We start from the raw sequence: 25,776 nt of genomic DNA on the forward strand, positions 1-25,776 counted from the left end.
CGACCCTCGAGGCCACCGGGCAGGGGAAACGTCTGGGAAAACTCTATAACCGACGGGAGGAGCCCCCGCGCGTCCGGATTCCGTATACCGATTCTCCTGCCTCCTGGTTGTAAAATCAAAAGCTGAAGGATATCGGAAATCTCCAGATCCGAGGCCGTGCGATGGAGTTCAAAGATTACTACGCGATCCTGGGAGTCTCCCCCGACGCCAGTGAAGAAGAGATCAAGCGAGCCTATCGGAAACTGGCCCGACAATACCATCCGGATGTGAACCCAGGCGACAAGGCGGCCGAGGAGAAATTCAAGGAAATCAATGAGGCATACGAAGTTCTCTCAGATCCAGAAAAGCGCCGAAAATACGATGAGCTCCGCCGCCAGTATGAAGCCTGGCGTCGGGCCGGTTACGATCCGGGTCAGTTCGACTGGTCTCCCTGGGTCCAGCCGGGCCGGGTGCGGGTCGAAATGGGCGATCTGGAGGACTTGCTCTCCGGGTTCTCGGATTTCTTTGAGATGCTGTTCGGGGGCATGCCCCGACGGACGCGCGGATGGACCACCACCCGGATCCGGGGGCGGGACATCGAGCAGCCGGTGACACTCACCCTGGAGGAGGTCTTCCAGGGGACCACCCGGATCATTCGCACGCGGGATGGACGTCGCCTGGAAGTGCGCATCCCACCAGGGGTGCGCTCGGGGGCCCGCGTGCGGGTTCCTGGGGCTGGAGAGCCCGGTTACGGCGGGCCGCCGGGGGATCTGTATCTGGTGGTCGAGATCGCTCCCCATCCCCGCTTCGAGCAGCGGGATCGGGATCTCTACGCTCCGTTGCCGGTCGATCTCTACACCGCTGTCCTGGGGGGTGAGGTTCCCTTCCGCCATCTGGATGGAAGGACCCTAATGGTTCACATTCCGCCGGAAACCCAGAACGGCACGCTGATCCGTCTGCGGGGAGAGGGCATGCCTTCCCCTCAGCATCCGGGCGAACGGGGAGACCTTTACCTCCGGGTTTCCGTGGAACTGCCCCGCAACCTGACCCCCCGAGAACGGGAGCTGTTCGCCGAATTGGCCCGTCTGCGCCGAGGGCGTTGATGGCTCACGCCGGTTCTGCCGCTTCCCTTTGCTCCTTAGGCGGGCCGCCCATGATGGGCTCATTCTTCTTAGGAGGGAAGGCCGATGAGCTCACGAATCCGGGAAGGGTTATGGATCTTCATCGTGGGGATCCTCGCGCTGAGCGGATGCCGCTCGTTCCCCCTGCGGGAACTGATTTTGGTCACGCCCACACCAGGATCTGGCAACGTCATCGTTGTTCCGGCAGGGCCTTCGCCGACGCCCCCGCCAATCCCACCAGGGTTGGATGAGGAGGAGCAGCGCCTGATCGCCATCTACCAGAAGATCCTGCCCTCAGTGGTGAACATCGATGTGGAGGGGACGGAAGCCTCCGCCTTCGGGAGCGGATCGGGTTTTATCTATGACACCCGAGGGCACATCGTCACTAACAACCACGTGGTGGAATCCGCTGAGGAAATCTGGGTGACCTTCTACGATGGAACCGTAGCGAAAGCCCGCGTGGTGGGGCGGGATGTCTTCAGTGATCTGGCCGTGATTCAAGTGGATGCGCCCTCGGAGCTCCTGCGCCCTGCTGAGCTGGGGGACTCGGATGCGCTGCGGGTTGGCCAGAAGGTGGTGGCCATCGGCAATCCCTTCGGCCTGCGGGGGACGATGACCCTGGGGGTGATCAGCGCGCTGGGCCGTGCCTTGGAGACCCCCACCCGCTTCCAGATCCCGGATGTCATCCAGACCGACGCGGCGATCAACCCGGGCAACTCTGGGGGGCCTCTGGTGGATCTGCAGGGGCGAGTGATCGGCGTCAACTCGGCCATTCGCACGGATTCCAGCGCGACGGGGATACCGGCCAACATCGGCATCGGATTCGCGATCCCGGTGAACACAGTCAAACGGGTGGTCCCCCAGCTGATTCAGAACGGCCGGGTTCGCTATCCTTACCTGGGGATCACGTCCACAGGCGCCATCTCGCTGGCGGAACTGCGCGCGCGAGGATACGATGTCCCCGCCACCCGTGGCGTCCTGATTCAGGAAGTGGTTCCCGATGGCCCAGCCGCCCGGGCTGGCCTGCGAGGCGGCACCCGTGAGGTTCAGATTCGGGGGGCACGCATTCTGCTGGGCGGGGACATCATCACCGCCATCGATGGCCATCCCGTCTCGTCCTTCGACGAGCTCGTCTCTTACCTGGTGAATCACACCGAGGTTGACCAGACCGTAACCTTAACGATTCTGCGAGATGGACAGGAAAGGGAAGTCCGGGTAACATTGGGCGAACGGCCCTCGTCATGAGCCCGGATTCCGCATCCTACGAGAGGAGGATACGGAGAGATGCGACGCTCGATCTGGTGGATCCTGGCAGGGGTCCTGCTCTTTGTGGGGGGCTGTGCAGTCATCACCGCGGGCGCCCTCCTTTGGGCCCGATCCGCCCTCACCCGCTCATCCGGTGAGGCGACCCTCCCCCCATCCGGAGGCTCCGCCGCTTCCTCCCCAACCCCCACCCCCATCCCTCCCGGAGTTCTGTCGGAAGCCCGGGCCCTGGAGGCAGCGTTCACATCGGTCTATCAGCGGGTCAGCCCTTCCGTGGTGCATATCACCACCCGGGCGACCGCCTTCGATCTCTTCCGGGGCCCTGTCTACCAGGAGGGTACCGGGTCCGGCTTCGTGTGGGATACCGAAGGACACATCGTCACGAATAACCATGTGGTGGAAGGCGCGGACCAGATCGAGGTGATCCTTGCGGATGGCACCACGGCCTCCGCCACGCTGGTGGGGGCGGATGCGTATAATGATCTGGCCGTGCTGCGGATCCAGGTGCCCCGAGAGAAATTGATCCCGGTGACCCTGGGAGACTCCTCACGATTGCAAGTGGGACAATGGGTGATCGCGATCGGGAATCCCTTCGGCCTGGACCGCACCATGACAGTAGGAGTGATCAGCGCCCTGGGTCGGACCCTAGAGCTCTCCGATCGGCCGTTGGGGGAGGTGATCCAGACCGACGCGGCCATCAACCCAGGCAACTCAGGAGGGCCACTGCTGGATCTGGAGGGGCAAGTGATCGGGATCAACACGGCGATCCGCTCTCCCAGCGGCGGTTCCATCGGCATCGGCTTCGCCATCCCGGTGAACACGATCAAGCGGGTGGTTCCGGAGCTGATCGCTCGGGGGCACTATCCTCATCCCTGGCTGGGCGCTTCCTTCTTTGAGATCACGCCCGCCTTCGCCCAGGCCTTCCACCTGCCGGCGGATCACGGCCTCCTCACTGTTCAGGTAGTGCCCGGCAGCCCGGCCGATCAGGCGGGGCTGCGGGGGGCATCCCAGCGGGTGAGCACCCGCTTCGGCGATGTGTTCCTGGGAGGGGACATCCTCACGGCGATCGATGATCGGCCTCTGCGTCGGGTGGATGAGCTCGTGATCTATCTGGAGAATTACAAACGCGTCGGGGAGGCGGTGACCCTCTCGATCCTACGCGACGGCCGCCCCATGACGCTCCAGGTGACCCTGGGAGAGCGGCCGCCCGGATGATCATGATCGGACCATCCGATTGGAGCGGTGCGGTCCAGAGCCCCCCAGGGAAAGCCAGCGGCGTCGCGGCCGAGGTTCCAAAACCCTCAACCCCTGGTCCAGGAGGTGAGGGTGATGATGGAAAGCCAGGTCCACTCCGTCGAGGTGGTGGATGAGGATGAGCCCCGGTATCGGATCGGGACGGTGGCTGCCATGGTGCGGCTGCATCCGCAAACCATTCGCTACTATGAATCGATCGGCCTGATCTCCCCCCGGCGGGTCCGTCGGATGCGCTTGTATTCCGAGCGGGATGTGGCTCGTCTGCGCCAGATCGTAGAGCTGACCCAGCTGGGCGTGAACCTGGCCGGGGTGGAGATCATCCTCCGCCTGCGTGAGCAGATCGCCGCCCTCCAGGCGGAGATCGAACGGCTGCGGGCGCTCCTTGGGGCCGAGCCTTCCCCGTCTTCAGAGCCTGAGCAGCACTTCGTCCAGTGAGGCCGTTCGATTTCGCCTGTATGTGGGGCTCCTGGGAATCCGACTTCCAGGAGGTCTCCATGGCCTTGCGGATCGTGAGCGATAACCGGCCTGTGGAGCTGGACGCGCCCCTGACTCAAAATCTGGCGAAAGAGGAGATCCGACGCTACGAAAATGGACCCTATCGGGCCCTTACCCTTTATCTCTGGTTCCAGACCCGGGAGCGGCGGGCGATCATCCGTCTGACGGATCGGGTGCGGCAGGCGGTTCGCGAGAGCGGGATTCGCGAAGGCTTCGCCCTGGTCAGCGCCATGCACATCACGGCGGCCGTTTATGTGAACGACCATGAAGAGGGCATCATGCAGGACATGATGGAGCTACTGGACCGCCTGGCCCCCTTCCGTTCGGATTACCACCATCACCGCACCGGAGAGGACAACGCGGATGCCCATCTAAAGAGCCTACTCCTCCATCATGAGGTAATCGTTCCGATTACGGATGGGGATCTGGATCTGGGTCCTTGGCAGGAGATCTTTTACGCGGAGTTCGACGGCCAGCGCCGCAAGCGTGTCTTGGTGAAGATCGTGGGGGTAATGTAGCGGGAGCATTCATCGATTCCCTTCTGCACTGGGAGGGCCGGGATATGCACATCGGCATCTGTTTGCCCAATTATGGACCGGCCTCATCGCCGGAGGCCATCCGCGCGGTGGCCCAGGCCGCGGAGGATCTGGGGTTCGATTCCCTTTGGACTACGGATCACATCCTGGTCCCAGAGGCCCATTCCCAGCCATACGGCCGCATTTTTGAAACCTGGACCACCCTGACCTATGTAGCCGCGCTGACCCGACGGGTTCGACTGGGCACATCGATCCTCCTCCTGGGACTGCGTAACCCGGTGCTGGTGGCCAAACAGGCAGCCACGCTGGATCAGTTGTCGAACGGCCGTCTGATCCTGGGGATCGGCGCAGGCTGGCTAGCGCGGGAGTTCGAGAGCCTGGGGATGTCTTTCCGGCGCCGCATCCGGTTCCTGGAGGAGGGCATTATCCTGATGCGGGCCCTATGGACGAATCCCCGCCCCCGTTTTCAGGGCCGCTTCTTTCGCATTGAGGACGCCGTGTTCGAGCCCCTGCCCGTCCAACCCGGAGGGCCTCCGATCTGGATTGGGGGAAACACGGAAGCCGCGGTGCGACGGGCCGCCCGCCTGGGCGATGGTTGGCATCCGGTGGGCCTGGACCCGGAGACGCTACGATCCCGCGTGGCGCAGCTCCGTGAGTGGTCTCGCGGACGCTCGCTCTCCGTTATCTGCCGCATGTATATCGCCATGGATTCCCATCTTCCCCCGGTGTATACCTCGCCGACTGGCGAGCGTCGAATGCGGCTGACCGGCTCCGAAGAACAGATCCTGGGCCATCTTCAGGCGCTTCGGGATGCCGGAGCGGATGGGGTGATCCTCACCTTTGAGACCCCCTCCGCCGCGGCGCAAATCGAACAGATGCAGCGGCTGGCCGCGTTACGACGTGATCTCGCTTAAAGCCTCTGGCTCAGAGGAGGATTGAATGTGGGGAACACTCATCGGGGATGGGATCTGGCTTCGGCTGCTGGAGCGGCATCATGCGGAGTCCCTGTTCGCACTCACGGATCGCAATCGGGATCATCTGCGGCCATGGCTGTCGTGGGTGGATCAGGTCCGGGAGGTGCGGGACAGCCTCGCGTTCATCGAAGAGACTCTGGGGCAGCTGGCGCGGGGGGAGGGCTATGCGCTGGGCCTCTGGCTGGAGAAAAACCTGATCGGGGTCATCGGCGTTCACCCGATCGATCAGATAAATGGCTCCGCTTCGATCGGTTACTGGCTCGATGCCGGCCATCAGGGCCAGGGCATCATGACCCGAGCGGTGGCGACGGTACTGGATGATCTGTTCTTTGCCCGGGGGCTGCACCGGGTGGAGATCCGGGTTGCCCCGGAGAACCATCGCAGCCGGGCCATCCCGGAGCGCCTGGGCTTCCGAATGGAGGGGATCCTGCGAGAGGCCGCCCGTTACGGCGGCCGGTGGGGGGATCTGATCGTCTATGCCCTCCTGGACCGAGAATGGGAAGCCCAGCGAACGGTGTGGGGGGGCTGAAGATTCTCGGGATCCGGCCTGCCCAGTCTCATCTCTCATGGGGATAAAGGGGCCATGGAATCCCGCGAACAGGGATGGCTTCCGATCTCGATTACCGTGAGTCTGATCCTTCTCGGATGGGTGATCGCCCGCCTGATCCCACCGGAGGGCCCTGAGGTCGCCCTCCAGATCCTGGGATCTCCCCTGGGGCTTCGCCTCACGCCCACCTTCTGGATGGGAATTTTCAGCGCCGCCCTGGCGGCTACGGGAACGGAATCGCTGCTCCAGCATCATCCATGTTTTCGGGAGGAAAGGCCCTGGCGTCAAATCGGCCGTCTAATCTCTCCCATGTGGGTGGCGGTGGGAGGACTGATCTTTACGCTGCAGCTCCCGCCCAGCCCCCTCTGGCTGATCAGCCTGGGGCTCGGGGGGGCAGCCCTGACGCTGGCCATGCTGGGCGAGCGCTATCGCCTGGAAACCACCGGGATCCCGAGGCTGGTGACCCCTCTCCTGACCCAAGCGCTGATCTACCTGGTCACTCTGGCGGCTATCGTGTGGATCTTCCAGAGCGGGCTTCGGACCCTGGGGTTGATGCTGATCAGCGGGATCCTGGCTGCCGGCCTCGCGCTGGCCCGCCTCGTCGAAGCCGAGATCCCAGAGCGCCGACGATGGCTGTATACCACCCTGATTGGATGGAGCATGGCTACGGTTGGGGCGGCTTTCCGTTACTGGGCCCTCTCCCCCGTCACTTTAGGGCTATGGTGGATGATCCTGCTCTACGAGGTGGTGGAAATGAGCCTGTGGCATCTCCAGGGGCGGGCGCTTTCCCCCCGGGTGGCCATGGAGTTTGGAGGCCTCGGCTTCCTGATCGCCCTCGTCGCCCGCTGGGTCGCTGGTTGAAAGCATGGGTCCTTTCAGAATCCCCTTTTTCCCATCTACTCGTAAAAAGCGGCATGGATGCGCCGCACGGCTTCCTCCGCCTCGCTTTCCGCGACCACCAGGGAGAGGTTATATTCTGAAGAACCCTGGGCGATGGAGAGGACATTGATGCGACTGCACCCCAAGGCGTTGAAGACCCGGGCCGCGATTCCGGGCGTCGCTCGCAACCCAGCCCCAACCACAGCGATCACCGCCACCCGATCCATCGCCCAGATGTCCTCGATATCCCGCCGGGCGATCTCCCGCTCGAACGCTTTCCGCAACGCCCGAACGACCTGGGGGGCCGCTGTGGAAGGGATGACGAAGCAGATGTTCTGCTCTGATGAGGATTGGGAGATCATCAGGATGCTGACCCCCAGCTCGGCCACCGTGGCAAAGGTTCGCGCTGCCACCCCAGGCACCCCAAGCATCCCCCGGCCCTCCACCGTGATCAAGCTCAGGTTCTTAATCAGGGTCACCGCCTTCACCCGGCCATTGCCCCGGGGCTCCGGGACGATGCGGGTGCCCGGATGCTGAGGGTTCATGGTGTTCAGGATGCGCACAGGAATCCGCCGGTCCATACACGGGAGCAGGGTGCGGGGGTGGAGAACTTTCGCCCCAAAGTAAGCCATCTCGGCAGCCTCGATATAAGAGAGCTCGGGGATCGTGCGGGCGCTGGGCACAATCTTCGGATCCGCACTCATCACGCCGTCCACATCGGTCCAGATCCACACCTCCTCCGCATCCAGGGCGTAGCCCAGGATGGTAGCGGAGAAATCAGAGCCGCCGCGCCCCAGGGTGGTCGGCCGACCCTCGGGGGTGGCACCGATGAACCCGGTGACCACTGGGAGGATCCCCTGCTCCAGGAGCGGCGCCAGGAGCGCCTGCGCCCGCGCCCGGGTCTGCTCCAGATCCGGGGAAGCTTCTCCGAAGCGATCATCGGTGATCAAGAAGGCATCCGCCTCCACAGCGCGTGCCGGGATGCTCCGGGCCCGCAGAACGGCCGCCATGATGCGGGCGCTCCAGCGCTCCCCCATCCCGGCCAGTAGATCTGCCGTAGAAGGAGACAGCTCCTTCAACGCCTCCACTGCCCGGAGCACGGTCTCCACCCGTTCAAACCCCTCCCGGAGCTCCGCTTCCAGAGCATGAGCCTCCTCCTCCGGTAGCCCCAGCGCTCGAACTGTGTCCTGATGTCGGTCCCAAAGGGCGGCCAGAGCCAGAATCCAATCCGGATTCCCTCGCGCCGCCTGATGGCTCATCTGGATCAGCGCGTCGGTCACACCGGCCATCGCCGAGACCACTACGACCAGACGCGGATCCGAAGCGCGATGTAACGCGATCAGATCCGCCACCTGATGGAATCGGGCCGCATTTCCCACGGAGGTCCCCCCGAACTTCATCACCCGCATCGCCACCTCCTGATCCGGAATAAAAACAACCCCCCGACCGTTGCCGGCCGGGGGGTTGTTCCTTTCGCTCAGAGGAACTGCGCCTTCTACATCAGACAACAACCCGGGCATCCCCCCGGCCGCTCGTCCAGCCGGTGGTCATCATCCCGGTGGTCATCAGCGCCATCTTGACGATCTCCCGGCGCATCCAGGCCACACCTCTGAAAGCGCTTTCGAAAGCCGAATGGGGCTCCGCAATGGTTGTTCCAAATTCTATCCAGCCCTGGCGATCTGTCAACCATGGCCTTTCCGGGTTCTCAGGACATCCCGCAGCGAACCGCTTTTCCTTTGGAGGGGCTATCCCACTTCCTGAAATCGGAGCCCAACGGCGGATGTCCGGTCAATCGAGCAGCCCCCCGATCCCCCCTTGTATGCTTTGCGTTGAGAGGAGTGAAGATTCTATCATGAAGCTTGCCTGGCTCTGCTGCATGAGGGCGATTTTCCCGCTCATCCTGTCGCTCGAGCTGGCTACCCAGCAGGCGACGAATCGATCGCCGATGCTTCAGGAGGCCCCTATGGATCTGGACGCGCTGCGCACGCCCACCTGCTTCCTTCAATCGATGGGTCTTTCCTTTCCCCTGGAACTGGACCTGCAGGAGCTGGAGGCCTGGTGGGAGGCGGAGGGGAAGGCGATCTCGACGATGATCGACCGCATGGGCACGCCGTGGCTGCGCGCCTACGATCGGTTTGGCCGCCGCATCGATGAAATTCTCTATCCTCCCGATTACCGCCGGATGCTCCTCCAGGGCTATCGTGCTGGCGCGGTCTGGCATGCCTTCGAAGGCGCGGGCCTGCCCGCGACCTTTCTCATCGGCTACCTCACCGCCTTTTACGACGCCGGCCTTTACTGTCCCTACACCGTCTCCTTGGCCACCGCCCTCGCTCTCCACAAATACGGCGCGGAAGAACTGAAGGCCCGCTTCCTACCTCCGCTGCTCCGACGGGACGGGGAGGTCTGGCAAGGCGCCACCTGGATGACGGAGGCAGGCGGGGGCTCCGATCTGGGGGCAACCGTGGAAACCAGGGCCCGGCCTGACGGAGAACGATGGCGGCTGACCGGGGAGAAATATTTCGCCAGCAACGCCGGAGCGGAGCTGGCAGTGGTGGCCGCCCGGCCCGAGGGTGCTCCCCACACCGTTCGCGGACTGGCCCTCTTCCTGCTCCCCCGCTACCGGGAGGACGGCGGCTTAAACTATCTCATCCGACGCCTGAAGGATAAGATCGGCACCCGCTCCGTGCCCACTGGCGAGGTGGAGCTGCGAGACAGCGAGGCCTACCTCCTGGGTCACCCAGAGACCGGCGTCTATCAGATCCTGGAGATCCTGAATGTCTCCCGCGTCGCCAACAGTATCGGCAGCGTCGCTCTGATGCAGCGGGCCATCGCCGAGGCGCTGGCTTTCGCCGAGCGCCGCGTCGCCTTCGGCCGCCCCATTCTCCAACACCCGCTGATGCGCCGCCAGTTCGCCGAGCGCATCCGCGACCTCCAGGCCGCCTTCGCCCTGGCTTGGGCAACGGTCCGTCTGCTGGAGGAAGTCTGGCCAGAACATCCCCCCTACTCGGAGCGCTATCACCTCTTCCGGCTGCTCACCCATCTGGCCAAATACTGGACAGCAGAGCAGGCCGTGCAGACGGCGAAGTGGGCCATGGAGGTCCACGGTGGAATGGGCGTGCTGGGAGAGTATCCGGTGGAGCGCTGGCTGCGGGAGGCCATGATCCTGCCCATCTGGGAGGGGACGCCCCACCGCCAGATCCTGGACGGGCTGGAAGCGATGGGACGGAAAGGTGCCCACCGCTCCCTCTTCGCGTGGCTCGCTCCGCGAGCGGATCCCCAGGCGCTGGAGGAGATGGCTGACCGGGTGGAGGCCCACCTCCAGTGCCCTCCCGAGGAGCAGGAAGCGCAGGCCGAGGCGCTGTTCCGAGATCTGGCCCGCTTCACGGCGGATACGCTCAGCCGAAGCCTTCCAGGAGAATGAATCTGCGAATCGAGATGGCCTGTCGGCTCATCCGCCAGCACAGCTCGGGGTTCCCGATCAAGGCTCGGGCGATCGCCATCCGTTGTTGCTCTCCACCCGAAAGCTGTCCGAGCAGGTGGCGCATTCAACGCCCCAATCCAACCGCCTCCAGCAGCGCGCGGGCACGCTGCTCCGGATTGAATTTCGACGGACGCCGGTAGAGGATCAGTGGCAACATCACGTTCTCCAGTGCGGTCAGGTCCGGGACCAGATGAAACAGCTGAGGGACAAATCCAATTCGCTCCCGCCGGAGATCCGCCACCGTCGAAGGGAAGATGCCATTCGGTTAGGGTCCCGCTTCCCTGTAAGAAGGGCTTTCGTTTCCCATCTGAATCCCCTTTGCCCTCGGCGCGTTTCCTCATTTTTGGAGGAACGCCTTCGGCGGCAATCCGTCCTCCCAGATGCCTCATGCCCTTGCCGCATGCCGTCTCCGGGCCCGGAAAGGCGTTCGGGTATGCCGGGTGCCAAGGAAGCGGTGGAAGCAGCCCGCGCCGCAGGCCTCACGCGCATCCAGATGGGAAACGCCTTTCCTCTGGATTTGTACTCGGGCATCACGTAGCACCTGAACCTGGAAATGCCCAAACTCAAAGCGGGGAGATCAAGAAACCATTTGGTGAACACCTGTCCGTGCGCTGGTCTTTTTTGACGGAAGGACGCACTGGAGCCAGAATGGCAATACCTTCCGCGGTCTCCCCACCGTGCATCGCCTTAGAGAGGGTGGGATTCCGCCAGGCGCTCGATTCGCTCAGGAAAGGGGCGGATCGTTCCCGTTATCTGCCAGAGTGAAACACGGGCGGTTCGAAAATGGTCTTGAGGAAAGGAGCCTGACTGTGGATGAGCGCATCCTTCAGTTTATCCGTGCTCTCCGGGCCACCGGCGTTCGGGTCTCGGTCGCGGAGTCGGCCGACGCGTTGCGGGCGGTGGAGCAGGTAGGGGTGATGGATCGCGAGATCTTTAAAGCCGCCCTTCGTACGGCCCTGGTGAAGGAGGCCCGGGCGATCCCTATCTTCGAGGAGCTCTTCCCCCTGTTCTTCGGGTTGGGCGAGCCGTCTATGGCTTCCGCTATGAACGGCCTCTCACCGGAGGACCAGCGCCGCCTGCAGATGGCCCTTCAGGCCCTTGCGGCCCGATTCGGGCCGCACCTCGCTGCCCTGATGCAACGGCTGCTGCAAGGCCAGCCTTTCACCCCAGAGGAGCTGGAGGCGCTGGCTCGTTACGCCGGCAGTCGAAGGGTGCGAGAATGGGCGGATCGCCAGGCCCTCGCCCGTTGGATGCAACGCGCCGTCGGGCTGGACGAGCGCCTAGAGCAGATGATCCGTGCCTTGCTACGGATGCTGGCCGAAGCGGGAACGGATGCGCACACCCTCCAGCAGCTGGAGGCGCAGATCCAGGCCAATCGGGCTGCGATGGCCCGCCAGCTCCAACAGGCGGCCGGAATGGCGACCCTGGAGCACCTGGCCGAGCGCCCCCCGGAGCCCAGCGAGATGGAGCTGATGGAGCGCCCCTTCCAGGATCTCACGCCGACGGATCTCCAGCGCCTGCGCCAGATGGTGGCCCGCCTGGCGGCCCGCCTGCGCACCCGGGCCGCCCTGCGCCTCAAGCGCGGCGACGGCCGCCGCCTGGATGCCAAAACCACCCTCCGGGTCAACCTGCGCCACGCCGGCGTCCCCTTCGATCTGCGTTTCCGACGGCGCCACCTCAAACCCCGCTTGGTGGTCCTGTGTGACCTCAGCACCTCTGTGCGGCATTGCTCTGAGTTCTTCCTGCACCTGATCTACCTGCTCCAGGATCAGATCAGCCGCACCCGGAGTTTCGTCTTCATCGACGATCTGGTGGAGATCACTCCCATCTTCGCGGAGCACCGGCCGGAGGAGGCCGTGCGCCAGGTGCTGATGGAAAACCCCCCAGGGTATTACAACACGGATCTGGGGAACAGCCTGTCCACCTTCTGCCGAGATTACCTGGAGGCCATCGATCGGCGGACCACCGTGATCATCGTGGGGGATGGGCGGAATAATTACAATGATCCCCGGCTGGACTGCCTGGAGCTCATCCGACGTCGGGCGAAGCGTATCCTATGGTTCAACCCGGAGCCCCGGCCGCTGTGGGGCACCGGTGACAGCGACATGCCCCTCTATGCTCCCCTCTGCGCGGCCGTCCACCAGGTCCAGAACCTGGCCGAATTGGCGGAGGCCGTGGATCGCCTGTTCGAGCGGGGCGGCGTTTAGATCCCGGTGACCAGCGAGGTGAGGGTGCGCTCAACGCCCTCGATGGTCTGGATCCTCTCGGTGATCACCCGGCCCAATGCCTGCAAATCCGGCGCTTCGATTAGGGCGATCACGTCGTAAGGCCCGGTGACCACCACCGCGGATTTCACCTCCGGAAGCCTGCGCAAGGCCTCCGCCACCGCACTGGGCTTGCCCATCGCCGCCTGGATGAACACATATGCCTGCACCATGGCAACCTCCCCCTCCTTTGGAACGCCAGCGTCTCCTCACATCCCCGAGAGCCACACCTCGACCGTACCGGCTACCGTCAGCCATGAATCCTCGATCAGAAGAACCCGAAAGGTCATGTTTAAATGAACCATCGGATGCACCTGTCCGGCCCAGAGGATGGAATCGCCGATCTTTCGATAGGGGTAACCGGGAAGGCCTTCCAGGCGCGCCCGGTCGCCTTCCTTTCCCCGATAAACGATGGAGGTCCCGGGGATCACCCCATCCCGAGGCACGCGGTAAGTGACCGGGGCGGTGAAGCGCACCGCAGCCTGAGGAGGCCGTGGCCCCAGCCGCGGCTGCGCCTCCCAGATCTCGACGCGGACCGTGCCGATGGCATGGAGGGCGCGTTCATCATAGGCATAGATCCGGAGGTTGTAGCGCACCGCCAGGGTGGGATGCGGTTGGGCCTCTGCTTCCAGAGAATCCCCCGCCAGACGGATCGTCTGCTTCCCCGCGATGTCCACGCGAGCCCCTTGCGGCACCACCCCCAGGTAACGGACGTTCGTCCCGGGCAACTGCTCTCCCACAGCCAGGTCAACCCGGTAAGGCCCTTCGTACACCAAAGGACCCGGACGGGAAGACCCCAGCCAGCAGGCGCCCCCGGCAAGAAGCGACAGCAGGAGAATCCCCCAGATCGAGCGCATCGATCGCATCACCCCTAATCTCCAGTCCCATCGCGAGAGGATGCGCCATCTAGAGCTCAGCGGCGATAGCGCTCGTAGAGCATCATCAGCGCCCGGGCGAGCTTCTCCGGGTCATGGCGCCATGGCGTTCGCTCGTCGATGACATCCATCGCCACCACCGTGTAGGGAGGGATCGGCTGCCCATCCCAGCGCACCAGCTCGCCGACCTCCTCCGGGACTTCCTTCCACGCCACATCCGTCCGGCTGTTTACCAGCACGAGGTGGAACAGGCCGGATCCCACATGGCGTTCGATGGCCTGCACATGATCCGCCACGCTATAGCCTTCGGTCTCCCCGATCTGGGTGGCCACATTGCACACATACACTTTCAGGGCCCGGCTGGCCCGGATCGCCGGAACGATCCCCCCGACCAGCAAATTGGGCAGCACGCTGGTGTAAAGGCTTCCCGGACCCAGGACGATGAGATCGGCCTCCAGGATAGCCCGGATGGTCTCCGGATACGCCCGGGCATGCTCGGGGATCAGCCACACCCGCTCAATACGGCCCCGGACCTCCGGGATGGCGGATTCTCCGTCCACGCGGTGGATACGGCCCTGTGCGTCTCGGATCTCCGCGGCCAGGACCACGTGCTCCACAGTGCACGGCAACACCCGCCCGCGGACAGCCAAGACACGGCTGGATTCCGCCACGGCCTGCTCGAAGCTTCCGGTGATCTCGGCCATCGCGGCGATGAACAGGTTGCCGAAGGCATGGCCGTTCAGGCCCGTTCCCCGACCGAACCGATACTGGAAGAGAGCGGTCATCAGGGGTTCCGCCTCCGCCAGGGCCGCGAGGCAGTTACGAAAATCCCCTGGCGGCAGCAGCCCCATTTCGCGCCGCAGACGGCCGGAGCTGCCCCCATCGTCCGCCACCGTGACCACTGCCGTCAGCCGCGCGCTCATCCCCTTCAAGCCGCGCAACAGCGTGGATTGGCCGGTGCCACCCCCAATGACGACGATCCGCGGCCCGCGCTCCCGCTGCCGGTGACGGTGCAGGATCTCCGCCACATCTCGACCGGGCTGCACGAAGGGAGAAAGCAGCGTGCGATTCAGCCGCACCAGGGCGAACCCGGTGGTCGCGAGGCCCAGGAACCCGAAGAGCGCCGCCCGGCCCAGACGGGGGATGAACTGCAGGGTCAGGTAATAGAAGATCGGGGGCAATGGTTGTTCTCGATAGATGGTGACCAGCACATAGGCCAGCGCCAGGGCCAGCTCGGTAATCCCCATCAGCAGCAGGACCAGCCATCGCTTGACCCCCAGCCCGGGGGTTAACCAGTAACGCAGGGACCGAACGGCGGATACCCACACCAGGCAAGCTTTTCCTCTTCGAATCATCTCCTCCCCCATGCAATCCTGAGCGCTTCCTGAATGCGCCCTCTCCGAGAGATATCATAACCCGACTGAACCAACTTCGCCCCTGGGGTTTGCACCGCTGGGCATTCATCCGTTAGGGGGTATCGCCCCTCGGAGAACGGGTTCCCCCTCCCCATCGAAAGAGTCCGTGCGATCAGGTTGACCATAGCGGCCCCTGAAGCGCTGGGGGCAGGATCTCCTTCGATCGTTGCAGGCTTTCCACCCCTGTCTTAGACTGGAGAGGGGGGGCAACGCGCTCCCACATCTTGCCCTGCGAGGCATGGCATTCGATGGAAACCGCCTGGTATGAGACCGGATGGACACCCTCCACGCTCGACCGACTGGCGGCGGCGCTGCGAGGGCTCTTCGTGATCACCGAAGCCCGCGTGCTGTATCCGCCGGATCAGGTGATCGCGTTCGAGGGCTATCTGCAAACCGATCCGGAATCGGCCTTTGAGATCCTGCGAACGCGCTTCGAGGCGCTGGGGTACACCCCGATCCTGCGGCGTCACGGTCAGACCGACCAGATCATCGCCCAGGCCGGGGTCGCCCGGCCGGCTCGCACCCGGCCATGGGTGAATATCCTCCTGTTCCTGGCCACAGTGGTCACCACGGTATGGGCCGGGGCGCTCTATGGCAGTGAGGGTTCCCTCGATCTGAGGCAGGGCATCATCTTTGCCGCTGCGCTGCTGCTCATCCTGGGGATTCACGAAATGGGGCATTACATTGCCGCTCGCCTGCATCGTAGCGAGGTCACACTGCCCTACTTCATCCCGGTGCCCCCTCTGATCGGGATGCTCGGCACCTTCGGAGCTTTCATCCAGATCCGATCCCCCATCCGCAACCGGAAGGCGCTTTTCGATATCGGCGTGGCAGGCCCCCTCGCCGGGTTGGCTGTCGCCCTCCCCATCCTCATCTACGGGCTCATGACCTCCCCGGTTGTCCCCCTCCGGGGCGCCGTCGCACTTGAGGGGAATTCCCTTCTTTATTGGAGCCTGAAGGTCCTGATCTTCGGCCGCCCCCTGCCTGGGGATGGCTACGACGTGCAGCTGAATGTCCTGGCATGGGCAGGGTGGATTGGATTGCTGGTGACAGCCTTCAACCTGCTGCCTCTGGGCCAGCTGGACGGCGGGCACATTCTGTATGCTATGCTCGGCCGCACCGCGTGGCGGATCTCTGAGATCGGCGTGTTCGCGCTGCTGCTGCTGGGCCTGCGCTGGCCGGGGTGGTTCCTCTGGGCCTTCATGCCGATGCTCACCGGCCTGCGCCACCCGCCGCCTCTGAACGACATCACCCCCCTGGATCCGATCCGTCAGGCGATCGGATGGTTGACCTGGATGCTGTTTCTGCTGATCTTCGTCCCTGTTCCTTTCACGCTGGTCCAATTCCCATAGGGGTCAAGGCCTCTCCCTCTGCGCCCTGCCCGGACAGCCCGGTGAGCTGGGAAACCTCCTATGATCGGAACCCGACGATGGCTGTCGAAGATCCTGCTGGTCGGCTTGCTGGGAAGCGGGCTGGGCACTGGGGCGCTGGCCCTCTGGATCGGACCCCTTCCAGATCCAAGGGATCTGAGCCGGCAGGCTCCCCGCCCTAGCGTCCGTATTCTGGACCGCCACGGCCGGCTCCTCTACGAGATGGCCCCTCCCCACCAGGGACGCCACATCTGGCTCCCGTTGCATCGGATTCCCACCGCCTGCATTGCCGCCACCCTGGCGACCGAGGATGCCCGTTTCTATGAACACCCCGGGGTGGATCCGATCGCGATCCTGCGGGCCTTATGGACCAACCTGAAGGGCGAAGAGACACGATCCGGGGCCAGCACGATTCCTCAGCAGATCGCCCGATCGCTGCTCTTGAGCTCCGATGAACGAACCGCGCGCACCCTCCGCCGGAAGGCCCGAGAGGCGATCCTGGCGCTGCTCTTGAGCCAGCGCTATGGGAAAGAGGAGCTCCTGGAAATCTATCTCAATACAGTCTTCTACGGACACTTCGCCTATGGGCTGGAAGCCGCCGCCATGACCTATCTCGGCAAGCATGCCGCGGAGCTGGATCCAGCGGAATGCGCCCTTCTGGCCGGCCTTCCCCAATCGCCGAGCCGCTATGATCCCTTCACGGATCCGAAGGCCGCCGAGGAGCGCCGCCGGCAGGTGCTCCGCCTGATGGCCCGACATGGCTTTCTTTCCCCCCAGGAAGCCGAAAGGGCTGCCGCGGAACGCTTACACTTCGCCAGCGCGCCGTTTCCTATCCACGCCCCCCATTTCGTGATGGCCGTCCGCGAGGCCCTGGTGGCGCAGTTCGGAGAAGAAGGGATGTTCGAGGAGGGCCTGGTGGTCACCACCACGCTGGATCTGGGCTGGAACGAGGCCTTCACAGAGATCCTGCGCACCCATTTGGAGGAGATCAACCATCCCCGACCGGACCACCCGGGCGCCGGCGCTCGCAACGGCGCTGTGGTGGTGATCCAGCCTTCCACCGGAGAGATCTTGGCGTGGGTGGGGAGCCCTGATTACTTCAACGCCACCATCCAGGGCGCGGTGGACGGCGTCCGCATCCCCCGCCAGCCCGGCTCCGCGCTCAAACCCTTCACCTACGCCCTCGCCTTCGATCCCCGCAGCGGCCCGCTCCTGACCCCCGCCTCGCTCCTCTGGGATCTTCCTCAGACCTTCATCACCGCGGAGGGGGAGAGCTATCAGCCCATCAATTACGATCGGCGCTACCATGGGCCGGTCTCCGCTCGCGTAGCGCTGGCCTCCTCTCTGAACGTGCCGGCAGTCGCTGTGCTGGAACAGGTAGGGGTCCCTCGTCTCGTGGAACTACTGGATCAGCTGGGGGTCCGGCTTCCCGGGCCCCCGGCCCGGTATGGGCTGGCGCTGACCCTGGGAGGGGGCGAGGTGCGACTGGTGGATCTCACGGCGGCCTACGCGGCCCTGGCGAACGGCGGCCGCCGCATCACTCCCCTCCTGATTCGAGAGGTTCGAGATCGCCACGGGCGGCTCCGATATGTGGCATCGCCAGAACCCGGTCCGCAGATCCTGGATCCCCGGGTGGTTTTCCTGATCACGGATATCCTGAAAGATCCCAACGCGCGGGCCATGGGGTTCGGATCATGGAGCCCGCTGAACCTTTCCCGCCCGGCGGCGGTGAAAACCGGGACCAGCAGCGACTGGCGGGACAACTGGACCATCGGTTACACCCCGGATTGGGTGGTGGGAGTATGGGTCGGGAATGTGGATCAGACGCCCTTGCGGGAGATCTCGGGTGTGACCGGCGCCGCGCCGATCTGGCATGCGGTGATGGAGATCATTCATCGGGATCAGCCGGCTCGGGATTTTCCGATCCCGGAGGGGGTGCATCGGGTGCGGGTCTGCGCATTATCGGGAAAGCAGCCTACCCCGGATTGCCCGCAGACCCGGGAGGAATGGTTCATCGAGGGAACAGAACCGAAGGAGCCCGATGACCTCTATCGGCGGCTGCGCATCGACCGGCGGACAGGCAGGCTGGCAGGGCCGGAGACGCCGCCCGAGGAAGTGGAAGAGCGGGTGTTGATCATGTGGCCGCCACCGGCGTGGAAATGGGCGCAGGAGAACGGCTTCCCATTGCCTCCAGTAGATGGACAGGAAACAGTGGGCGGGGCAGGCGTCCTGCGCTGGGTCTCCCCACCCGCGGGAGCCATCTATCGACGAATTCCTTCCCTCCCTTCAGAAGCTCAGCGGCTCTTAGTGGAGGTTCACTGGATCGGAAAGGGCGTTCCCCAGGTGGTGCGGGTGCAGATCGATGGTCAGCCGTGGATGGAGTGGACAGAGCCTCCGTATCGGGCCTGGTGGCCCCTCACGCCTGGATCCCATACCTTCCAGGCGATCGCCCGGCTCGGGGAAGGCCAGACCGCTGAGGCTCCTCCCTTGCATATTGAGGTTCGATGATCGCCCCGGCGGGAGAACACGGAGGAGTCGCTGGAGCGATCCTCTTCCGGACCACCAGAACCCAACGGGGAATTGCAACGTCAGGCAGACGGTTCGGATCCCGATAAGTGCCCCGGTGATTCACCGGCCCGGGACTCGAAGCGCTGCAGGGCTTGTTGCAGGAGATGCTCCCGCAGGCTGAGGGTCAGCTCCCCCCGGGTCCGCTCCAGCGTCCCCCGCACCACATCCGTCGCCCGGCGCAGATTGCCCGTCAACGCATCGGGGTAATCCATCGTGATCAGCGTCTCATAGATCTCATCCATCGCCTGAAGCAGGCGCTCCGCCTCCTCAAAACGATCGGTGCGGATCAGATCCAGGATGCGCCGACGGAGCTCCGTGGCGGCCTCCGCCAGGCCGTTCAAATAGGCGGCCTCCGAGACCCTCAATTCCTGCGGGCCGGGGAGCGGTTGGCCGGTGATGATGGTGTAGACGACGGCAGCCTCCACCCACTCCTTCAGGGCATCCTGCGTATACCCAGCGTAAAGGAGGTCCGGGAAGGGAGCCAGATCCGTCTGCAGAACGAAAGCCGCCTGCCGGGCCTCATGGAGCAGGCGCTGGCCCTCGGCGTATTCCTCCCGATGAACCGCCCGAATGCACAGCGCGCACAGACGGGTCAGCTCCCGACAGCGTGCCAGCGCGGTCTCCCGGGCAGCGTTCTTGGCCTCCAGAGCGGCATGGATTTCACGTGCGATCCCTTCCAGTTCTTTCAGGAGCATGGAAGCGCTCTCAATCAACACGACAGGCTTCTTCCATAGAAGGGCTGGACAGAGACCAAAGGTCCCTGTCCAGCCTGCCTCCTTCCCCCTGCCCCCAGGCCAGAACCATTCCCGTCCCCAGCCGTCCCGGCTCAGAACGGGATCTCCTCCTCCTCGATGGATCCGGGCTCCTCCAACACAGGCTCCTCCGCCTCCACAGCAGGCGGAGCTTCTGCAGGCCGCGGCCCGATGAACACAATGCGGTCCGCCCGCACCTCATAGACTGCCCCCGCTGTCCCATCCGAACGGCGGAAGATCCGCGGGTTGCCCGTTTGCGGATCCGGCCGCAACCGGCCTTCCACCAGCACCGGGCGTCCCTTCTGCAGATACTGATTGGCGATCTCCGCCTGCCGTCCGAAGACGGAGACCCGGAACCAGATGGTCTCCTCCCGCTGCTCACCGCTGGCATCCCGATACCGGATATTGCTGGCCATCCGGAACGACGTCACTGGCGTCCCCTCCGGCGTGTAGCGCATCTCAGGATCCGTCCCCAGATGGCCCGCGATGATCAATTTGTGATACATTGCCTCTCCTCCCTCCCTCGGATTTGACATAGAATTGAAAGAGCGCAAAGGAAGCCTGGCCCTCAGTGAAACCGGCCGGGCTGGATCCAGAGACGTGGCGCCCCCCCGGCATCCCCTCAAGCCCTACAGGAACATCGGCATCACCACATGCACAAACGACGGATCCCCCACCGACAGGACCTTAACCGGCGATTGGGGCGAGGTCATCTCGAACGCCACTCGATCCCCCTCGATGGCCTCCAGCACATCCATCAGGAATCGCACATTGAACGCGATCTCCAGACGATTTCCCTCCACCAGCGCATCCATGGCCACGCGGGTTTCCCCTTTTTCCGGTGATCGGGATTGCAGAAGAACCTGACCTGGCCGATTCCCCTCCCCGGGGGTGATCACCAGCCGAACCGCATTCGAAGCCTCACGGGCGAACACGCTGAGCGCCTTGCAAGCCTTCAATAAGCCTTCCCGGGAGATCTCGACGCGGGTTTCCCAACGCTTCGGGATAATCGCCTGGAAGTCCGGAAATTGGCCTTCAATCAACTGGGAAAGCACAGCCACACGGCTGAGGCGAAAGCCAACCTGATTCCGCCCCCGGAGGGCTATCATCGACACCGGCTCGGTCTCGCTTTTCAGCAAGCGGCCCACCTCCTCGAGCGTGCTCGCCGGAAGGATCACCGAGAAGGCGCCCTCTGGGGCACGCAGGGTTTGTATGGTCTTCACCGAGAGGCGGTAGCCATCCGCAGCCGCCATCGTCAGAACCGTCGCACCCCCCGCTGGTCCTTCCTCCCGACGGATCAACACACCGGTGAGGATGGGGCGGGTTTCATCGGCCGCGGCCGCGAACGTCACCTGATCGATCGCCTGCCGGAAGTCCTCTGGATCCAGCGCAAAGCCATCCCCCTCGATGTCCGGCAGAATCGGATACTCCTCTGGATCCAGACCTTTCATCGCCGTTTCATAGGATCCACAAACGATGTGAAGCGTCCATGTTTCGCGGTGGACCTGGAGATGAATGGATTCATCTGGAAGGGCGCCGATGAAGTCCGCCAGAGGCTTGGCGGGAACCGTGATGCCACCGGGCTCCGAGACGAGTGCTTCTTCCCATGATATGATAGCCAGATTCAAATCCGTTCCCGCCACCTTTAAGCGCCCGGGCTCTGCCTGAAGCAACACATGGGTTAATGTGGGGAGGGTCGCCCGCGAAGGGACTGCCCGGCCGGCCACTGAGAGGGCCCGCTCGAAAGCCGATTGCGCAATGGTCACGTTCATCGGGACGGACCTCCTGTCCGAGATGCGCCTGGGGGTTCGGGCTGACCGCCTCCGATAGCCAGCCCGAACCCCAAAGCAGATTTCCCTCCTCCCTCCCGTGGTCCAAAGGATCCCAGGAAGGATGTCTTATTCTTTTTGATTATAACGAGTTTTAAGGCGGAAATAGATCGTTCCGGCTTTCAGAGGAAGATGCGGGGAATTCCCTCAGCGCGCCCGCTGGAGCCCCAGGCGTTGCGCCAGGAAGACCGCCAGCGCCTCGAGCTCCTCAAACGGGAAGCGCGGAACGCCGGGATCCAGGGGGAGATCGGAGACTACCGCCCACCGCTCCTGCAATCCTTCCAGGAGATCCAGACCGGTTTCCTGGCGAACCACCTCGACTTTTGGTGCCGCCTCGGCTTTAAATCCCTCTGCCAGCACCAGATCCAGTCCGTCACATTCCCTTAAAAGCTCCGACAACGTCAGCGGATGGCTCAACCGTCGGGATAGCCAGAGCCAGTGGGGAGTGAGGCCCAGAACGAGCTCGGCGCCCGCCTCCCGGTGACGCCAGGTATCTTTTCCGGGTTGATCCCACTGCATCTCCCCATGGGGATCATGCTTGATCGTGCCCACCCGCAGTCCCCATCCCCGGAAGATCCGCACCAGACCTTCCAGCACCGTGGTCTTCCCCGATCCGGAGCGCCCGACAATGCAAACCAGGGGCGGAAACGCTGAAGACATGGGAGCACCTTCCTTCCCATCGGATTTTACGGCAGGCCCACCAGCATCACACCAATGTCATTGACGTTGGTCCCTGTGGGACCCGTGCGGATGAGATCGCCGAGGGCATCGAAGAACGCATAGGCATCATTGGCGTTCAGATGAGCCATCGCATCCAGGCCCAGAAGATCAGCGCGATGGATGCTCTCCCCATCGGCGATGGCACCGGCGGCATCTGTGGGTCCATCGATGCCATCCGTCCCCAAGGAGGCCACCACCACTTCGGGCCAGCCCTGCAGGGCGATGGCAGCCGATAGCACCAGCTCCTGGTTCCGCCCCCCTCGCCCACTTCCTCGCACCGTCACGGTGGTTTCCCCACCCCACACCACACACGCCGGGCGAGGAACCGGCCGTCCGGTGGTCGCGATTTCCTTGGCGATAGCGGCGATCACCCGAGCGACCTCCCGGGCTTCCCCCTCCACAAAAGTGGAGAGCAAGAACACGTGATACCCCATGCGCGTGGCCTCTTCCAGGGCTGCCTGGGCGGCCAGGCGATTGCTGGCCACAATCACATGGGAAACCCGATGGAAGATCTCATCGCCCGGCTTGGGGGTTTCGGGGATCTTCCCGTGCAGCCCGGCCTCCAGATGGGTGCGCACCGGGAGCGGAACTCGTTCCAGCAAGCCGTAACGGTTCAGCACTCGCCAAGCATCATAGAACGTGGAAGGGTCCGGTGCCATCGGCCCTGAGGCGATGACCGAGAGGTCATCCCCCACCACATCGGAAAGCACAAGGGTCAGCACCGTAGCTGGGAAAGCGAAACGGGCCAGCCCTCCCCCCTTGATCCGATCGAGGTGCTTACGAACAGCATTGAGCTCGTGGATCGTTGCGCCCGCGCGCAATAGGAGATCCGTCACCGCCTGGAGATCGCTCAGGCTGATTCCCTCCACCGGCCAGGTGGCCAACGCGGAGCCCCCGCCGCTGAGGGCACAGAGGATCAGATCGTCCGGCCCAGCCTGCTCCGCCAGAGCGGCCAGGGCCCGGGCCCCTCGGACGCTGTTCTCGTCAGGCACGGGATGCCCCGCCTCGATCACCACCCAGCGCTCACCCAGCGCTGCAGCCAGATGCCCGTATTTGGTCACCAGCACGCCCCGATCCAGTCGGCTGCCCAGCAATACCTGGAGCGCATAGGCCATAGGATAGGCCGCTTTGCCCAGCGCCAGCACAAACACATGGCGATACTGATTCAGATCGAGGCGCTGTTCCCCGACGATGAGCTGCGTCCCCTCCCGGCGGACATGGCGTCGCACGGCCGCGCTGGGATCCACCGCCCCCAGCGCGGCATGGAGGATCCGCATCACAGCCCTTCGGAGATCCTGGTTTACGCCTCCCTCTGACATGGCTGCCATCTCCTTATGGGAGAACTGTCGGGAATCTGTTGCGCCATGATGGTGACCCTTCTTCGGAAGCGCTGGCAAGGTACTTTAACAGCCCGCCCGGGCCCTTAGCTCTCCTCAGGAGATCCAAGGTATAGCGCTCACCCATGGATTATTTTTCACCTCTTTTGAGCCCGGAAAAACGCGTTGGGCGCAGGGGATAAGGACCCTCTGGGCCCGACATGCCATTCCCGCCCCCCATCTCCAAACGCCCACTCAGGTCCAGCCCAAAGGGGAACCGATTCCCAGCTATCGGAAGCCTCAAAAAGACGATCCGCGCGCGGCTTCCCGGTAGTGATCGATCATGCGGCTCAGGGCCATCCAGTCGGAGACCAGACAGACAAAGCCGGTCCCCTCAGGCAGGCAGATGTAGGGTCCGAGCAGCCAGCGGATCCAACGAACAGGCAACGGGTAACCTGTCGTCTCGATGACCAGGACCGTGTGATCATAAAAGGGCCCCAGCCATCGCCGGTGGCGGCGAGGGATGCGGGGGAAAAGCTCGGAGAACACCGTGGGCCGGGTATTGCGGATCCGCCGATAAGAGACTCGAAGGGCGAAGAATGGGGCTCTAAAAACCAGCGCCTCCGGCCTCGGCTCTACCCCGGAGAGCCAGCTTCCGATCTCAGGGATCAGCCAGACGGCCAGAACCGCCCCCGCCATAACCAGAAGGAGACCATCCTGTTCCGGCGGCCACGGATATTCCACTGGGATGAAAAGGGGGAGATAATACAGGGCCAACGTCAGGAGCGCGGTGCACAACGCAGGCCCGCGATACATGCGGGCCAGCCGTCGATATAACAAAAAAGGAAACCGACGGGGACGGATCACCCTTCGCCCCGGCCCCTCGATGGATGGTCGGATCTCCTCCCGCAGACCGCGCAGGGACATGGATGCAGGGGCCTCATGAAAAAGCCGCGCTGGGTTAATTTAACTCCTGCAACTCTCCAGTGACCATGAAGATCACTCGTTCGGCGATGTTCGTCACCCGATCTGCGATGCGCTCCAGGTTGTGGGAGATCCAGAGCAGACGGGTCGCCCGGAAGATCGTTCGCGGATCCTGCATCATATACGTGATCAGCTCCCGGTAGACCTGCTCGTCCAGGGCATCCACTTCATCATCCCGGGTGACCGCAGCGCGGGCTTTCTCCGGGTCATGCTCCACATAGGCCTCCAGGACCTGCCGTAGCATCTCCTTGGCGATCTGGGCCATGCGAGGGATGTCGATGAGTGGCTTGAGCAGGGGTTCGTCCGCCATCTCGATGGTGAGCTTGGCGATGCTCTTGGCATGATCCCCCATGCGCTCCAGATTGGTGGCGCAGAACATCGCCGCGATAATCGCCCTTAAATCGCTGGCCATGGGCTGCTGGGTGGCAATGGCCTCCAGGCATGCCTCTTCGATCTGATAGCGCATGCGGTTGATCTCCTCATCGAAGGCGATGATCTCCCGGGCCATCTCCACATCCAGTCGCTTCAGGGCCTCGATGCAGCGATCGATGGCCTGCTCCACCATCCCCCCCAGCCGCAGCACGTCCTGACGGATGGCGCTCAGATCACGCTCCAGCATCACACGAGCTTGCATGGGCCCCTCCCCTCCGCTTCCGATCCTGGCTTCCGCATGGTAATTCGGGCGCGCTTTCGGGTCAAACATCCTCTTCCTCCTGCTGTTCGATCCAGCGCCGGAGGATCGGCAACAGCTCCTCCCGCATCCGATCTCGGATCTCCCGGAACTCCTCCAGCATCCTCTCCTCATCCCAGGCCCACCTTCCGGGGTCAGGGTAACCGATGTGCATGCGCTCGCCCTGGCCGGGCCAGACCGGACACTCCTCGGCCGCATGGTCGCAGACGGTGAGGACCAGATCGAAGGGCTGCCCGATGAACTCGGACAGGGACTTGCTGCGATGGCCGGAGATATCGATCCCGATCTCCCGCATCACCTGGATCGCCATGGGGTGCACATAGCCGGCCGGATGGGTCCCGGCGGAAAAAACCTGCACCCGATCTCCCAGGGCAGCGCGGATCAACCCCTCTGCCATCTGACTGCGGGCCGCATTCCCAGTGCACAGCACCAGCACTCGCAGCTTCCGTGCATCCATCGGCCC

General features: G+C 63.8%; 25 protein-coding genes. 12 read left to right on the forward strand and 13 right to left on the reverse strand.

Annotated elements, in window-relative coordinates; translation table 11 throughout:
- Nucleotides 1-161: 161 nt before the first annotated feature.
- The 8 genes from ACFMO3_RS09595 to ACFMO3_RS09630 all read left to right on the forward strand — a co-directional run bounded on the left by ACFMO3_RS09595 (nt 162) and on the right by ACFMO3_RS09630 (nt 7,030).
- A complete protein-coding gene (locus tag ACFMO3_RS09595; RefSeq protein WP_376790187.1) occupies nt 162-1,082 on the forward strand; it encodes a DnaJ C-terminal domain-containing protein in 921 nt (306 codons plus the stop codon).
- Between the two features lie 84 nt (nt 1,083-1,166).
- A complete protein-coding gene (locus ACFMO3_RS09600; protein WP_376790188.1) occupies nt 1,167-2,345 on the forward strand; it encodes a S1C family serine protease in 1,179 nt (392 codons plus the stop codon).
- 39 nt (nt 2,346-2,384) lie between these two features.
- On the forward strand, nt 2,385-3,578 hold the full coding sequence (locus ACFMO3_RS09605) for a S1C family serine protease (protein WP_376790189.1): 1,194 nt from the start codon (nt 2,385-2,387) through the stop codon (nt 3,576-3,578).
- Nucleotides 3,579-3,692: 114 nt separating this feature from the next.
- Nucleotides 3,693-4,052, forward strand: a complete 360-nt coding sequence (locus tag ACFMO3_RS09610) for a MerR family transcriptional regulator (RefSeq protein ID WP_376790190.1) — start codon at nt 3,693-3,695, stop codon at nt 4,050-4,052.
- Between the two features lie 59 nt (nt 4,053-4,111).
- The gene (locus tag ACFMO3_RS09615) at nt 4,112-4,630 is read left to right on the forward strand and encodes a secondary thiamine-phosphate synthase enzyme YjbQ (protein ID WP_376790191.1); all 519 of its coding nucleotides are present in this window, start codon (nt 4,112-4,114) and stop codon (nt 4,628-4,630) included.
- 44 nt (nt 4,631-4,674) lie between these two features.
- Nucleotides 4,675-5,562 (forward strand): LLM class F420-dependent oxidoreductase, encoded by an 888-nt coding sequence (locus ACFMO3_RS09620; protein ID WP_376790192.1) that lies wholly within the window; start codon nt 4,675-4,677, stop codon nt 5,560-5,562.
- 25 nt (nt 5,563-5,587) lie between these two features.
- Nucleotides 5,588-6,151, forward strand: a complete 564-nt coding sequence (locus ACFMO3_RS09625) for a GNAT family N-acetyltransferase (RefSeq protein ID WP_376790193.1) — start codon at nt 5,588-5,590, stop codon at nt 6,149-6,151.
- Nucleotides 6,152-6,205: 54 nt separating this feature from the next.
- A complete protein-coding gene (locus ACFMO3_RS09630) occupies nt 6,206-7,030 on the forward strand; it encodes a hypothetical protein (protein ID WP_376790194.1) in 825 nt (274 codons plus the stop codon).
- Nucleotides 7,031-7,065: 35 nt separating this feature from the next.
- On the opposite strand, the gene ACFMO3_RS09635 is transcribed toward ACFMO3_RS09630, so the two are convergent.
- Nucleotides 7,066-8,457 (reverse strand): aspartate kinase, monofunctional class, encoded by a 1,392-nt coding sequence (locus tag ACFMO3_RS09635; protein ID WP_376790195.1) that lies wholly within the window; start codon nt 8,455-8,457, stop codon nt 7,066-7,068.
- A 443-nt stretch (nt 8,458-8,900) separates the two neighbouring features.
- Here ACFMO3_RS09635 and ACFMO3_RS09640 point away from each other — a divergent pair, with 443 nt between their 5' ends.
- Nucleotides 8,901-10,469, forward strand: a complete 1,569-nt coding sequence (locus tag ACFMO3_RS09640; RefSeq protein WP_376790196.1) for an acyl-CoA dehydrogenase family protein — start codon at nt 8,901-8,903, stop codon at nt 10,467-10,469.
- Here ACFMO3_RS09640 and ACFMO3_RS09645 read toward each other — a convergent pair.
- Nucleotides 10,444-10,593, reverse strand: a complete 150-nt coding sequence (locus ACFMO3_RS09645; RefSeq protein ID WP_376790197.1) for an ATP-binding cassette domain-containing protein — start codon at nt 10,591-10,593, stop codon at nt 10,444-10,446. The genes ACFMO3_RS09640 and ACFMO3_RS09645 overlap by 26 nt on opposite strands.
- 745 nt (nt 10,594-11,338) lie before the next feature.
- Here ACFMO3_RS09645 and ACFMO3_RS09650 point away from each other — a divergent pair.
- A complete protein-coding gene (locus ACFMO3_RS09650; RefSeq protein ID WP_376790198.1) occupies nt 11,339-12,736 on the forward strand; it encodes a VWA domain-containing protein in 1,398 nt (465 codons plus the stop codon).
- Here the strand turns inward: ACFMO3_RS09650 and ACFMO3_RS09655 are convergent.
- The 3 genes from ACFMO3_RS09655 to yvcK are packed head-to-tail and all read right to left on the reverse strand — an operon-like array spanning nt 12,733 to nt 15,023.
- Nucleotides 12,733-12,966 (reverse strand): Lrp/AsnC family transcriptional regulator, encoded by a 234-nt coding sequence (locus tag ACFMO3_RS09655; protein WP_376790199.1) that lies wholly within the window; start codon nt 12,964-12,966, stop codon nt 12,733-12,735. The genes ACFMO3_RS09650 and ACFMO3_RS09655 overlap by 4 nt on opposite strands.
- 36 nt (nt 12,967-13,002) lie before the next feature.
- Entirely contained in the window at nt 13,003-13,662 is a 660-nt protein-coding gene (locus ACFMO3_RS09660) for a hypothetical protein (protein ID WP_376790200.1), read from the reverse strand.
- Between the two features lie 44 nt (nt 13,663-13,706).
- Nucleotides 13,707-15,023 (reverse strand): uridine diphosphate-N-acetylglucosamine-binding protein YvcK, encoded by a 1,317-nt coding sequence (yvcK, locus tag ACFMO3_RS09665; RefSeq protein WP_376790201.1) that lies wholly within the window; start codon nt 15,021-15,023, stop codon nt 13,707-13,709.
- 308 nt (nt 15,024-15,331) lie between these two features.
- Between yvcK and ACFMO3_RS09670 the strand changes: the two genes are divergently transcribed.
- Together ACFMO3_RS09670 and pbpC are read left to right on the forward strand one after the other, a co-directional pair.
- Entirely contained in the window at nt 15,332-16,435 is a 1,104-nt protein-coding gene (locus tag ACFMO3_RS09670; protein WP_376790202.1) for a site-2 protease family protein, read from the forward strand.
- A 60-nt stretch (nt 16,436-16,495) separates the two neighbouring features.
- Nucleotides 16,496-18,961, forward strand: coding sequence for a penicillin-binding protein 1C (pbpC, locus tag ACFMO3_RS09675; RefSeq protein WP_376790203.1), 2,466 nt, complete (start codon nt 16,496-16,498; stop codon nt 18,959-18,961).
- 80 nt (nt 18,962-19,041) lie between these two features.
- Here the strand turns inward: pbpC and ACFMO3_RS09680 are convergent, their stop codons facing one another.
- The 8 genes from ACFMO3_RS09680 to ACFMO3_RS09715 form a co-directional block, all read right to left on the reverse strand.
- A complete protein-coding gene (locus ACFMO3_RS09680; protein WP_376790204.1) occupies nt 19,042-19,716 on the reverse strand; it encodes a haloacid dehalogenase in 675 nt (224 codons plus the stop codon).
- A gap of 131 nt (nt 19,717-19,847) precedes the next feature.
- Nucleotides 19,848-20,279 (reverse strand): single-stranded DNA-binding protein, encoded by a 432-nt coding sequence (locus ACFMO3_RS09685; protein ID WP_088572388.1) that lies wholly within the window; start codon nt 20,277-20,279, stop codon nt 19,848-19,850.
- 123 nt (nt 20,280-20,402) lie between these two features.
- Entirely contained in the window at nt 20,403-21,545 is a 1,143-nt protein-coding gene (gene dnaN, locus ACFMO3_RS09690; protein WP_376790205.1) for a DNA polymerase III subunit beta, read from the reverse strand.
- A gap of 204 nt (nt 21,546-21,749) precedes the next feature.
- Entirely contained in the window at nt 21,750-22,262 is a 513-nt protein-coding gene (gene mobB / locus ACFMO3_RS09695) for a molybdopterin-guanine dinucleotide biosynthesis protein B (RefSeq protein WP_376790206.1), read from the reverse strand.
- Nucleotides 22,263-22,288: 26 nt separating this feature from the next.
- The gene (locus ACFMO3_RS09700) at nt 22,289-23,599 is read right to left on the reverse strand and encodes a glycerate kinase (protein ID WP_376790207.1); all 1,311 of its coding nucleotides are present in this window, start codon (nt 23,597-23,599) and stop codon (nt 22,289-22,291) included.
- 339 nt (nt 23,600-23,938) lie between these two features.
- Entirely contained in the window at nt 23,939-24,565 is a 627-nt protein-coding gene (locus tag ACFMO3_RS09705; protein WP_376790208.1) for a hypothetical protein, read from the reverse strand.
- A gap of 34 nt (nt 24,566-24,599) precedes the next feature.
- Nucleotides 24,600-25,256 carry a phosphate signaling complex protein PhoU gene (phoU, locus tag ACFMO3_RS09710; RefSeq protein ID WP_376790209.1) on the reverse strand — a complete coding sequence of 219 codons (657 nt, stop codon included), beginning with the start codon at nt 25,254-25,256 and terminating at the stop codon, nt 24,600-24,602.
- Between the two features lie 61 nt (nt 25,257-25,317).
- Nucleotides 25,318-25,770, reverse strand: a complete 453-nt coding sequence (locus ACFMO3_RS09715) for an arsenate reductase ArsC (RefSeq protein WP_376790210.1) — start codon at nt 25,768-25,770, stop codon at nt 25,318-25,320.
- Between the last annotated feature and the right edge of the window lie 6 nt (nt 25,771-25,776).

This window comes from Thermoflexus sp. (assembly GCF_042408815.1).
Classification (GTDB): domain Bacteria; phylum Chloroflexota; class Anaerolineae; order Thermoflexales; family Thermoflexaceae; genus Thermoflexus.

Coding starts and splice junctions, on each gene's coding strand:
- ACFMO3_RS09595 (WP_376790187.1), top strand. CDS start 162: ATGGAGTTCAAAGATTACTACGCGATCCTGGGAGTCTCCCCCGACGCC.
- ACFMO3_RS09655 (WP_376790199.1), bottom strand. CDS start 12,966: ATGGTGCAGGCATATGTGTTCATCCAGGCGGCGATGGGCAAGCCCAGT.
- yvcK (WP_376790201.1), bottom strand. CDS start 15,023: ATGATTCGAAGAGGAAAAGCTTGCCTGGTGTGGGTATCCGCCGTTCGG.
- ACFMO3_RS09625 (WP_376790193.1), top strand. CDS start 5,588: ATGTGGGGAACACTCATCGGGGATGGGATCTGGCTTCGGCTGCTGGAG.
- dnaN (WP_376790205.1), bottom strand. CDS start 21,545: ATGAACGTGACCATTGCGCAATCGGCTTTCGAGCGGGCCCTCTCAGTG.
- phoU (WP_376790209.1), bottom strand. CDS start 25,256: ATGCAAGCTCGTGTGATGCTGGAGCGTGATCTGAGCGCCATCCGTCAG.
- ACFMO3_RS09600 (WP_376790188.1), top strand. CDS start 1,167: ATGAGCTCACGAATCCGGGAAGGGTTATGGATCTTCATCGTGGGGATC.
- ACFMO3_RS09620 (WP_376790192.1), top strand. CDS start 4,675: ATGCACATCGGCATCTGTTTGCCCAATTATGGACCGGCCTCATCGCCG.
- ACFMO3_RS09685 (WP_088572388.1), bottom strand. CDS start 20,279: ATGTATCACAAATTGATCATCGCGGGCCATCTGGGGACGGATCCTGAG.
- pbpC (WP_376790203.1), top strand. CDS start 16,496: ATGATCGGAACCCGACGATGGCTGTCGAAGATCCTGCTGGTCGGCTTG.
- ACFMO3_RS09610 (WP_376790190.1), top strand. CDS start 3,693: ATGATGGAAAGCCAGGTCCACTCCGTCGAGGTGGTGGATGAGGATGAG.
- ACFMO3_RS09680 (WP_376790204.1), bottom strand. CDS start 19,716: ATGCTCCTGAAAGAACTGGAAGGGATCGCACGTGAAATCCATGCCGCT.
- ACFMO3_RS09630 (WP_376790194.1), top strand. CDS start 6,206: ATGGAATCCCGCGAACAGGGATGGCTTCCGATCTCGATTACCGTGAGT.
- ACFMO3_RS09700 (WP_376790207.1), bottom strand. CDS start 23,599: ATGCGGATCCTCCATGCCGCGCTGGGGGCGGTGGATCCCAGCGCGGCC.
- ACFMO3_RS09645 (WP_376790197.1), bottom strand. CDS start 10,593: ATGCGCCACCTGCTCGGACAGCTTTCGGGTGGAGAGCAACAACGGATG.
- ACFMO3_RS09670 (WP_376790202.1), top strand. CDS start 15,332: ATGGAAACCGCCTGGTATGAGACCGGATGGACACCCTCCACGCTCGAC.
- ACFMO3_RS09715 (WP_376790210.1), bottom strand. CDS start 25,770: ATGGATGCACGGAAGCTGCGAGTGCTGGTGCTGTGCACTGGGAATGCG.
- mobB (WP_376790206.1), bottom strand. CDS start 22,262: ATGTCTTCAGCGTTTCCGCCCCTGGTTTGCATTGTCGGGCGCTCCGGA.
- ACFMO3_RS09605 (WP_376790189.1), top strand. CDS start 2,385: ATGCGACGCTCGATCTGGTGGATCCTGGCAGGGGTCCTGCTCTTTGTG.
- ACFMO3_RS09635 (WP_376790195.1), bottom strand. CDS start 8,457: ATGCGGGTGATGAAGTTCGGGGGGACCTCCGTGGGAAATGCGGCCCGA.
- ACFMO3_RS09640 (WP_376790196.1), top strand. CDS start 8,901: ATGAAGCTTGCCTGGCTCTGCTGCATGAGGGCGATTTTCCCGCTCATC.
- ACFMO3_RS09615 (WP_376790191.1), top strand. CDS start 4,112: ATGGCCTTGCGGATCGTGAGCGATAACCGGCCTGTGGAGCTGGACGCG.
- ACFMO3_RS09705 (WP_376790208.1), bottom strand. CDS start 24,565: ATGTCCCTGCGCGGTCTGCGGGAGGAGATCCGACCATCCATCGAGGGG.